The following is an 11,667-nucleotide window of genomic DNA, read 5'->3' on the forward strand; positions in this document are numbered from 1 at the left end:
ATACGATTTTAAGCGATAAAACAAGAATTTAATCGAATATTATCTATAAAAATCAAATTATTGTGAATATTGCATAATTTCCATTATTGTACATTTTATAGGTTTATAGTATGTTTGTTAAAAGAATAGATGGAGGTTAGAAAAATGGGGAGAATGCGGAGGATTTGGCAGCCAGAGATTTATTATCACGTGACAATGAGAGGCAATAATCGACAGAATATTTTCTTGAACGAAGGAGATGTTTCTCTCTTTTTCCGTGCTTTACAACGTACATATAAAAAATCTAATTTCATAATTATTGCTTACTGTATTATGAATAATCATTACCACCTTTTAATCCGCTCCCCTGAGACACCACTTTCGGAAGTGATGTTATCCATCAACAAGACCTACTCAGAATACTTCAAACGTAAATATAATTATTTTGGACAACTCTATGAAACCAGATTTTTTTCCAGTATGGTTTCCGACCCTATCGGATTATTAAATGTCAGTAGTTACATTCATCAAAATCCTCTAACGACTTCCAAGGCTATGGCCAATAAGATGGAATACTATCCTTATAGTTCGTTTCAATATTATTTTTTTGATAAGAAATGTGACTATCCTTTTGTAAACACCGAGTTGCTTCCCAATTTAATAAAAGATTACCCTGATATTAAAGAAAGAACCTACGTAGCTTATTGTGAAAATTTTAGAATTAAACAAGATTTACATTCTGACTACGAGATTCCTACTAATTAAATTAATTAGATTATAACGCGTGAATAATGGAGATAGTTGTACAACCTGTAAAGGCATGATTTCCTACAAGAGCAATCTCATGTCCTTCATTAAACGAGCTGTAAATTGCAACAAATTCATAACATCATTCCATTTTTTTCAAAGAAAAGAATCGCTCCTATTCTTAACCTAGGAGCGATTCACACTTTTATTTTAGTTCTGTAACCCAGCCAAAAGGATCTTCTACTGTTCCATTTTGAATGCCAGTCAATGTATCATATAATTTCTTAGATAACTCACCAGTTTCTCCGTTATTCACATAGAATAGCTCGCCTTTCCAGCGAAGCTCACCAATTGGAGAAATAACTGCAGCAGTCCCTGTTCCGAACGCTTCTTCCAGCTTACCGTTTAAATAAGCTTCTCTAATTTCCTCCATTGACACCTTGCGTTCCGCTACCGGCACACCCCAATATTTTAATAGCTCTATAATGGATTTTCTTGTAATACCATCTAGAATAGAACCGTTTAAGGCTGGAGTAACAACCTCTCCATCTATTTTAAAGAACACATTCATGCTTCCTACTTCTTCAATATACTTTCGTTCAATTCCATCTAGCCATAATACTTGCGAGTAACCCTCTCTATCAGCCACTTCCTGTGCCTTTAAGCTAGAAGCATAATTACCCGCTGTTTTAGCCATTCCTGTACCACCCGCCACTGCACGAACGTATTCACTTTCTACTAATATTTTTACAGGATGGATACCTTCTTTATAATAAGAGCCAACAGGCGACATAATAATCATAAAGCTATAAGTCTTAGATGGAGAAACACCTAAATGTGCTTCAGTCCCAATCATAAATGGTCGGATATATAGAGATGTTCCTGGTTCATTTGGAATCCATTCCTTATCAATCTCAAGCAGCTCTTTTAATGCTTCCATAGCAAACTCTTCATCTATTTGAGGCATACTAAGTCGATCGCAGGAAATATTCATACGTTTCATGTTTTGTTCTGGTCTAAATAAACGAACTACGCCATCCTTAGACAAATACGCTTTCATGCCTTCAAATACGGTTTGCCCATAATGTAATATAGTTGCAGAAGGGTCTAACGTAATCGGTTGATAAGGGACAATCCGATGATCATGCCATCCAATACCTGTTGTATAGTCCGCAATAAACATATGATCTGTAAATTTAGTACCAAAGGCAAGTTGGCCGGCAGGTGTTTTCTCATTTTTGATTTCATTTTCTGTAACCTTGATTTTTACACTGTTCATGTTGTATTACCCCTATCAATTTAATTATTTAGTAAATTGCAACTTTTATAAATGTGCAATATATTATATGCAATTATACTCCTTTTCTCAAAATTGAAAACACCTTTTTTAGAAAATTTTCTAAAAATTTTGTGTATTTTTAACTCTACTTTTCATTTTTGTAAATTTAAAGCAATTACATCTTAATATCCCTTTAAATAAACCGATAAATAAGTATAGTAAAATACCAAAAGATAGGAGGTATATATGTGTTTAGAAACACTCTATACATATTAAGCTTATTACTAATAATAAGCAGTACAATTTCATCTGTTCCAGCTAAAGCCTCAACTATGGTCTCTGGGCTTTTTGTTAAGACCTTATATGAAGAAGTGACCTTGGAGAACAAGTCAACCGAGAAAAGCCCTACACAGATAGTTTTGATGAATGAACAAGGAAAAGAGATTAGACTTTCCATTAACAAATACACACCAATGTACATGAATTCAACGCCTACAACTATAGGTGCTTTCAAGGAAGGAATTTTGGTGGAGGCGATTATGGATGGACAATCGATAATAGAGCTTAATGGTTTCACTCAAATCGAACAGGGCTCTCCTGCGAAGAGCAACTTAGAAGCTATTGGCCAAAACTTCACCGGAACTGTAAATGAAATAGACAAAAGAGCAAATTATATTACTATCAATCTCAAAGACAAAAAGTCGACTAAGTTTTTTCTAGATTCTGATACAGAAGTTTATAAGGATAATAGATTAGTTGATTTAAGCGTTTTATATGTTGGAGATCGAGTAAAGCTACAAACGTCAGCCTATGATGCTTCCACTTTGTCCTCCATAGAAATAACTACAGACGGTATCAAAGTAGAAAATATATACAAAGGTGTTATTCAGCAAATCGATTCAAAACAAAATAAGTTAGTTATTAAAAATGAAAAGGCATTTATTAATTGGAACTGGAGAAACATAACTAATACTGCCATGAATTCCAAGAGCTTTACAGATAAGACACCTATTTTCCTCGGCACTAAAAAGATCGACAAAAGCCAGCTTCGGAATTATCGAAACAACGAGATTTACTATGTAACGGTTAAGCAGTCCGGGAAAGAAATCATTCAGAAAATGATTATAAAAAAGACGAATGAACGGACGCTACATGAAAAGCTATACGGTCTAGATACAAAGAATAAAAATATCAAATTAACTAATTACGGAACCATTCCATATCATAGCGGAACCATTATTATTAGAAATGGACGATTAGTAGATCCGACAGCACTCCAGCAGAGCGGAAAAGCATTTGTTATTGCGAACGGTGTTTCGTCTAACCAATATGCAAATGTCATCCATATTACTAACGATGGATTCCAAAGCACTAACTTAGCAGATTATCAATTATACTTTGGTCAAATAAATTACACGAATCAGTATCAACTTTCATTATCCAATCCTCAGGTTTTGGCTAATAACTACTGGTACTCCACTGGGAATACTAGCTTCAGTTTTAGCAATGATACGGTAGTTACAGAGGATTATAATAACTTAACAAAGGATTTCACTTATAGTAATGGAAAATATGGTTACTTCTATGTAAAAGGTAACCACATAATTGCGTCTAAAATTGTCGGCTATTCCACACCAGATTATTCTGTTTCCATCGGTCGATATAATCCAATCCATTGGAATCCTAATAGATTAAGTATTAAAGACGTTAGTGAGCACTATAACAGCGACTGGCTTGCAGCTTATCAGCGTAACTATACAGATTTATCGAATACAATGCTCATCAAAGAAGGAAGAATAATTAAATCCGTCGATTTGAAGACGAACGATCGACTCTACATGATTCATAATGGTTACTATCAAGCAAAAATAATTTTAGTAGATTAACTGCTCAGGGTATGCACATGCATACCCTCCATTACATAGAGAAAGAGGTAAATAGAATACATATGAAAAATCAACTTATGAAAAAGACGATTGTTACACTGATGGCTTTATTCCTTATATTAAGCTTAGGGACAAATGAAGCTAGCGCGAAGGTTCCAGATTTTAATGGTGGTATTTTAGACGAGTATTCTTATGAAGAGGTATTTTTTCTAAGTGGCTCTCCAATTACATTTACAGGGAAAGCAACTGTCACTGAAAAAGAAAGTAAAAACCAATTAACTTCTACTTATAAATTCAATTTAAGTAATCAATATGGAGATAAATTAACAAGAAGCGTCGTCTATATCACTGATTTGACAACTCATGTTAAGAAAAATCAAACAACGGCTCAAACTACAGTTAAAAGCTACTCCGAAAAAGTAACTTTAGCTGATAAAACGACATTTACCTTGGATGATTATCAGTTCTCTCAAGGTTCGGTAATTGATAACCGTCCAGCAACTGATTATTATTCTGGGAATATAATTGCAAGAAAGATTTATAAGCGAAGTCAAAAAATCGGAAGAGAAACAATTAACGATTTAATTACCGTTTATATGGAAGGAAATAATGTTGGCTACAAAAATTTCTGGGGTTCCACTGACACTCAGTTGATTGACTATGAAATAGATTCCCCACAAGGGACTTCATTTGTAACTAGCAAGGTTTCTGACAGTAAATCTAGAGTATTAGAATATGAGAAGCATATCCCCTCTCTATCAAGCTTTGTAGGTGGTCACTCAGTTGTAAGCAAGTCAAACATGGTAGCAGAGTATGATTATCAGATTCCGTTTAATCCATACAACACAACAGGGACTGCATACATCAATAAAGATAAAACACCAACTATTGAAAGGCTTATCGTCCCTAAGTTTCGTGATATTGAAAAGCATTGGTCCAAGCCAAATATTGAAAAACTATATTCTTTAGGTATTTTTGATGAAACAAGTAACTTCTTCTCTCCTGATGCAGCAATGAAAAAAGACCTCTTCACTGTAGCTGTGGCTAAAGCTGTAGACTTGCGTGTATTAGAGGAAAAACCAAAAAACAAGAAAAATATAAGAAAAGCATTATTTTCAGATTTAGATATTAATGATCCGAACTATGTGTATATTGAAAGCGCACTAAATAAAGAAATTGTAACTCCAGTGAATGCTGACATATTTGGAGCAAATAAATCTATCACTAGAGCAGAGGCAGTAACTATTATTATTCGCTCTCTTGGATTAGAGGGACGTGCACCAACTCCTGGTTACACAACGAAGTTTATTGACGACAACAAAATACCAAAATCAGCTAAGGATAGTATCTATGTCGCAAGTGAACTAGGCTTAATCGATCCAGATAGAAAAAATCGCATCAATCCTAATGAAATCCTTACAAGAGGAAAAGCATCACAGTTACTTGTCAGATATATGAACTTCCTTGAATCTGACCTAAAACAAAACTATCGCGATGACATGATTAATTTCAACTAAACTCAAAACCCCATCTAAACACCGGCGAATGCACCGGTTCTAGATGGGGTTTTTCACATAATCAAATATTAGAGTGATAGGGAGTGATAGGGCCATGTTGCAAGAATGTTACAGGTGCCAGGCACCTGTAACATTACACAAATATAAACCAAAGTATTGCTGTAACGATGATTGTTGTAATACCTTGGAGTAGAGTTGCCATTGTTTGTGCTTTGTACGAATCGGTAACCTTCATGCCGCTAAATTGAGTCACTACCCAGAAATAGCTGTCATTTACATGGCTCACAGTCATCGCTCCTGCTCCTACCGCCATAACAACTAGCGCTAACGGTAATGCACCCTCTATACCTAGAGTTGGTAACATTGGTGCTACTAGTGATGAAGTAATTACTAGAGCAGCCGTTGATGAGCCTTGTGCTGTTTTAAGAGCTGCCGCAATAAGGAATGGCACTAGTAGGAATAATGCTCCATTAGCCAATACACCTAAGTCCATTTCCTGTAGAAGCTCTGCTACTCCAGAGTTTTTAATAACAGTACCAAACGCTCCTCCTGCACCGGTGATTAATAAAATTGGCGCTGCTTCTTTAAGGCTTTCACCAATCCAACCAGACAACGTTTTTTCACTAATTTCAGGTAGCAATAAGAAAGAAGCTAAAACACCGAACAATAGTGCCACAGTTGGAGAACCAAGGAATCTTAAGAAGTTCGTTAATCCTGATTCATCGCCTACTAATGCAGCTACCGAACCTATTCCGATTAATAAAATTGGTAGTACGATTGGTAAAAAAGCTTTAAAGGTAGATGGCATTTTTCCAAAGGATTTAATAACCTCCTCGTAATCCAGTGCATCTTCTTGATCCGCTGGCACGTCGATTTTCGTCCCAACCTTCACGGCCCATAAATAACCTACGATAGTTGCAGGAATTGCTACAAACAAACCGACCAAAATTATCGTACCAAGATAATCTGTTGCCCCAATATTCCCTGCTGCTGCGATTGGTCCAGGAGTTGGAGGCACTAATGTGTGCGTTGCATAAAGTCCTGTAGACAAAGCTACTGCCATAGATGCTACCTTGACCTTTGCACGTTTTGCTAATGATTTTTGTAAACTTGATAAAATAATAAATCCAGAATCACAAAATACAGGTATTGAAACAATAAAACCTATAATGGACATAGCTAACTGCGGTCTTTTTTCACCTAGAATACGAAGGACAACCTCTGCCATTCGGTAAGCTGCACCAGACTTCTCAAGAATAACCCCTATGATTGTTCCCGCAACAATTACAATTCCGATACTCGTCATTAAACCGCCAAAACCAGAGTTAACATTCTCTACAACAGTAAGCAACGGCATACCAGAAGCAATACCTACAAAGAAGGCACTGATTAATAGAGCCAAAAAGGGATGTAGCTTGAACACTGCAGTTGCCACTACAACAAAAACAACTCCTAACAAAATAACTAAAAACAACATGACCTTACACCTCTTCCTTTAGAATGGCTTGCATTGTTTCCTTGGTCCTTACAGTTATATAATGAACCGGGTCTTTCAAGGATTCTTCCATACTTACTGAATGATCTACTATACTAACAAGCTTAGAGAAATAGGTAGACAAGTCTACTTTACTTTCTTTCTCTATAAAGCCAGAGAGCAATATAACGGGAATCCCTCTTTTATTTGCAGCAACAGCAACTCCCATCGGAGCCTTACCAGAAAGAGTTTGTCTATCCGTTTTACCTTCTCCTGTAATAACGAGGTCTGCATCCTCTAAGTGTTTTTCAAATTGAATGGCCTCCATGACAACTTCTATACCTGGCTTTAATTGGACAGGAAATAAAGCCAGAAAAGCACCTCCAAGTCCTCCAGCTGCACCCGCACCTGGCATCTGATGCACCCTAATACCTTTCACTTCTGCTATTTTATTTGCAAGGTTCTTTAAACCATTCTCTAGTTGGTCCTCCATTTGTCGAGTTACCCCTTTTTGTGGACCAAACACAGCCGTAGCTCCATTTTTGCCTAATAAAGGATTATCCACATCACAAGCTAGTATGAACTGTGAACTATGAATTCGCTTATCCATTCGACTGATATCTATCTCTTCCAGATTTACAAGAGAGCCTCCCCCAGCTTGTATTTCTTCTTTTACTTTATTCCTAAATTCAACCCCTAATGCACGTAGCATCCCTGCCCCGCCATCATTCGTTGCACTCCCCCCTATTCCAACAATAAACTTTCGGAATCCTTGATCGAGTGCGTGACGAATCAGTTCACCTGTTCCAAACGTTGATGTCTTTAGCGGATTTCTTTCATCCTGCGACAATAGAGTCAAACCAGAAGCTCTCGCCATTTCAATGACACAAGTCTCTTTGTCTCCTAACACCCCATAAACCGCTTCAATTTGTTTTCCTAACGGGTTTTGAACGTTTGCTGTTACAAATCTTCCACCAGTTGCAATGACAAGGGGTTCTAGCGTTCCTTCACCACCATCTGCTACAGGTAGTAATACAGTTTCAATAGATGAATCAACCTCATGAATCGCGTTGGAAACAGCCCTAGCAACCTCAGTTGCTGACAATGAACCCTTGTAAGAGTCCGGACTAATGACAATTTTCATATATTCTCTCCTCCGATTAAAGCGCTTACAAAGATTATATTGCAAAGAAAAAACGATTACATTATACTTAATGTATAATTCAACTGTATTATAACAGCTAGTTTTTTATACATTGAGGTGATTCAATTGATAACCAAGCAATTAGCAGAACAAATAGTACAGCAAACTATGCTTCGTCTTCATCGAAATATTAACGTTATGCAGACAAACGGAGTCATACTTGCCTCTGGCGATGAGCTAAGAGTAAATCATATACATGAAGGTGCTATTGAAGTAGCTAAAACTAAGTCCCCACTAAGGATTACAAAGGATAATAATCATCTTTTTCCCCGAACAAAGTGTGGCATTAATTTACCTATATTTTATCAAAATGAAATAGTCGGGATCATTGGAGTAACGGGAGAACCTGCCGACTTGGAGGAGATAGCAACACTTCTCCAGTTAACAACTGAAATGATGGTCCATCAAGCATTAATAGTCTCTGAGAGAGAATGGAAGCGGAAAATACAAGAGCTCGTCTTCGAAGAATTAATGAGTGGACAGCCAATCCAGAAATATTTACAGGAAAGGCTCAACAAAATAGGCTTTCAAAACAAAGCCCCATTTTATGCAATGATGCTTGAGGTAGATCCAGAGTCTTCCTCTTATCAAAATATTATTCAGGAAATAGAATACTATCTAGAAACAGATTCTATATTAGTCGGTCATTACCAAGCGAGCGAGCATTTTATTTTAATTTCTGGCTTGGATAAAACAACATTCACTCGCAAAGTTACCTTATTAGCAGAAAAACTAAAGAAATATTATTCTCTTTCCATTGGGCTAGGGAGAGAAGTGCAATTATTAGAGCAAGTCCATTATGCTTACCGAACAGCCAAGCTCGCGCTTCAATACGGGAATCCTAACAAGCCAGTCATTTCCTTCGAGGAGGTAGAAATTTACTCTCTGTTTAAAAACAAAGATTCCTTTGAGGTTCAAACCTATACAAAAAAAATACTAGAGCCATTGGATATTAAACTACAAACTACCTTGCAGAAATATTTTGATTGCAGTCTTCAGCTCTCTATTTGTGCTGAGGAACTTGGGATTCATCGCCATACCCTCACCTACCGTTTAAACAAAATAGCACAAGTAACAGGTTATAATCCTACTAACTTTCAGGATGCCCTAGCACTCCAGTTAGCTTTGTTATTAAAAAACTAGAAATTTACATATCAACGAAAAAACCGTTTCAGCTCCTTAGCCGAAACGGTTTTATTATTTATTTGTATTATTTTTTAGCTACTTGAACGTTAGCAACTTTTTTAGCGCCTACGTATTTTTTACCCCAGTAATAAGGATCATTAATTTTATCGATTCTTACACCTTTTGATGATGAAGCATGAATGAATTGACCATTCCCGATAAACATTCCAACATGTGAAACACCTTTACCAGTCGTATTGAAGAATACTAAATCTCCAACTGCTAATTTAGACTTTTGCACGGATGTTCCTTTACTGTACATTCCAGCAGCAGTTCTCGGAAGAGAGACACCTTTACCTTTGTACACGTACCCAATAAATCCAGAGCAATCAAATCCTGCCTTCGTTGTGCCACCATAACGATATTTAGTTCCTATTAGACTTTTCGCACTTGATACTATTTCGTTGGATTTTACAGAGCTAGCTGCTTCTGTATTTCCCGCAAATGTTCCCATGGCTAAAACTAGAGTTAGTGTTAAGATCGTGATAAGTTTTTTAAACAAAGAAGTCAATTTTGATGTTCCCCCAAAGAAGTATTGAAAAATTTCTCTATTTTTTCTCGTTAAAAATTTCTCTATACCCATACTAACACGGTTTAAACATTAGTGATTTTACAGTTGTGTAACAATAAGATTACAAGCCGAAAAATATACTAAGACTCTCCTCCCTTTTTAAATTTGAACAATTAAGTACAATATGCCTAATTTATTAGCATGAATTATAATATTCTTGTTATTTCCCTCTATCTATCCATAGGATATATGTGTTATAAATAGATGGTTAACTATTATTTGCCAAAAAAGAATAGGAGATTACTATTGTGAAACTGAAATGGAAAAATACACTTACTCTACATCTCGGTACAATTATCGTCGGGGTAATGATTGTTATGCTTATGATTACTTCTGTAGCTACTTATAAGACTGCCTATGGCGAACTTTACAAAGCAGCTGGGATTGAAGCATATGGTTGTGCTAATATTACTACCGGTTTAATTACACCTGAAGATATTAATAAAATACTTGCTGGAGACACTGCTGCCGTTAAAAGCGTAGGTGAGCAGCTAAACTGGACTACTGCTCATAAAGATATATTTGAAACTCAATATATAATTGACTTAGAAGGAAACCTATTAGCTACTGATGATAATTTAAAAGAAACTGGCTTTAAAGCAGGAGATCAATTTTACATAGATCAAGAAGCGATTGATATGCTTGTCGAGATGGGACACCCTACCTACTCAGAAAGCTATGAATACGCTGGGATGAATCGTTTGTCTGGCTATGCTCCAATCTTCGAGGATCATGACCCTTCTAAAGAAATTATTGCTATTAGTGTAATAGATTTTAATGCGGACATCGTCTCTGAAAGAACATGGGATGTAGTTAGTAAAGGATTATTATTAAGTATTATTCCTTTATTGTTAGCGTCTCTAGTTACTCTTCTTTTAATTAGAAGAAAAACAAAGCCTTTATCTGTTTTGATTGCGCATGCAGAAGAGATCGCTAAAGGAAACTTATCCGTTAAAGACACAAATTTTTCAAGCAAGGATGAGGTTGGTAACTTAAGTAGGACGCTTGATACACTTGCTGGTAACTTACGTACGATGATTGGAACGATTCAAAACACTTCCTCCCAATTAATGAAAAATGCAGAAGAAACTACAGCCTCTTTAATTGAAATGAAGGAAGCAGCACATCAAATCGCCAATAATATGAGCGAAAATGTAGCATCTATATCAACAGGCACTGCATCTGCTGAAAGCTCAACTGTTATCTTAAATAATTTAGCGACAGGCCTACAGCATTCAAAGGAAACTGCGGACCAGTGCTCGGTACAATCGATGACCACTATGCAGATTGCTCAAGAAGGCCTCAAAAAAGCCGAAGAAACTAGTCGAGACATGAACAAAATAAGAAATGCCTCCATTGAGACTAGTGCAATGATTGTTAAGCTTGATGAAGCAACTAATAAAATACAGCAAATTACTGGGTCCATCGCGGGCATAGCCGCTCAAACAAATCTACTAGCACTTAATGCCTCTATAGAAGCAGCTCGTGCTGGTGAGCATGGAAAAGGATTTGCAGTTGTAGCAGAAGAAGTTCGAAAGCTAGCAGAACAGTCTAACCTAGAGGTTAAACAAGTAGAAGAAATCGTAAAAGAGATAACGGAAAACATCTCACACGTAGTAACCTCTACGGACACTAGCACCAAACTAATCGAAACTGGAAATGCAACCGTTCAGCAAACTTCTCAATCCTTACAGAATATCTCTACAGCTGTCGGTAAGACAGTAGAGGAAATCTCAAGGATTTCTACAATGACAACCGAAGAAGCTGCTAACTCTAAACAGGTAGTAGAACTTATCGAAAATCTAACTGAATCTATAAGAGAAAT

9 protein-coding genes are annotated in these 11,667 nt (G+C 36.5%); 5 read left to right on the forward strand and 4 right to left on the reverse strand.

What is annotated here, in order from left to right; genetic code table 11:
* The first annotated feature begins 144 nt into the window (after positions 1-144).
* Positions 145-744, forward strand: coding sequence for a transposase (locus AC06OU_RS03985; RefSeq protein WP_475854126.1), 600 nt, complete (start codon positions 145-147; stop codon positions 742-744).
* Between the two features lie 187 nt (positions 745-931).
* On the opposite strand, the gene AC06OU_RS03990 is transcribed toward AC06OU_RS03985, so the two are convergent.
* Complete coding sequence (locus AC06OU_RS03990) at positions 932-2,005, reverse strand: branched-chain amino acid aminotransferase (protein WP_475854128.1); 1,074 nt, start codon at positions 2,003-2,005, stop codon at positions 932-934.
* Positions 2,006-2,253: 248 nt separating this feature from the next.
* On the opposite strand from AC06OU_RS03990, the gene AC06OU_RS03995 reads away from it, so the two are divergent.
* On the forward strand, positions 2,254-3,891 hold the full coding sequence (locus AC06OU_RS03995; protein ID WP_475854130.1) for a hypothetical protein: 1,638 nt from the start codon (positions 2,254-2,256) through the stop codon (positions 3,889-3,891).
* A gap of 62 nt (positions 3,892-3,953) precedes the next feature.
* Positions 3,954-5,408 carry an S-layer homology domain-containing protein gene (locus tag AC06OU_RS04000; RefSeq protein ID WP_475854132.1) on the forward strand — a complete coding sequence of 485 codons (1,455 nt, stop codon included), beginning with the start codon at positions 3,954-3,956 and terminating at the stop codon, positions 5,406-5,408.
* 133 nt (positions 5,409-5,541) lie between these two features.
* On the opposite strand, the gene AC06OU_RS04005 is transcribed toward AC06OU_RS04000, so the two are convergent.
* Both AC06OU_RS04005 and AC06OU_RS04010 read right to left on the reverse strand, forming a co-directional pair.
* Positions 5,542-6,885, reverse strand: a complete 1,344-nt coding sequence (locus AC06OU_RS04005) for a GntP family permease (RefSeq protein ID WP_475854134.1) — start codon at positions 6,883-6,885, stop codon at positions 5,542-5,544.
* 4 nt (positions 6,886-6,889) lie between these two features.
* Positions 6,890-8,026 (reverse strand): glycerate kinase, encoded by a 1,137-nt coding sequence (locus AC06OU_RS04010; protein ID WP_475854136.1) that lies wholly within the window; start codon positions 8,024-8,026, stop codon positions 6,890-6,892.
* Positions 8,027-8,152: 126 nt separating this feature from the next.
* On the opposite strand from AC06OU_RS04010, the gene AC06OU_RS04015 reads away from it, so the two are divergent.
* On the forward strand, positions 8,153-9,229 hold the full coding sequence (locus tag AC06OU_RS04015) for a CdaR family transcriptional regulator (RefSeq protein WP_475854138.1): 1,077 nt from the start codon (positions 8,153-8,155) through the stop codon (positions 9,227-9,229).
* Between the two features lie 67 nt (positions 9,230-9,296).
* On the opposite strand, the gene AC06OU_RS04020 is transcribed toward AC06OU_RS04015, so the two are convergent.
* Positions 9,297-9,782, reverse strand: coding sequence for a C40 family peptidase (locus tag AC06OU_RS04020; RefSeq protein WP_475854140.1), 486 nt, complete (start codon positions 9,780-9,782; stop codon positions 9,297-9,299).
* A gap of 308 nt (positions 9,783-10,090) precedes the next feature.
* Here AC06OU_RS04020 and AC06OU_RS04025 point away from each other — a divergent pair.
* Positions 10,091-11,667, forward strand: a 1,577-nt coding sequence (locus AC06OU_RS04025) for a methyl-accepting chemotaxis protein (protein ID WP_475854142.1), incomplete at its 3' end; no start/stop codon positions are given.

It is taken from the genome of Psychrobacillus sp. (assembly GCF_056205495.1).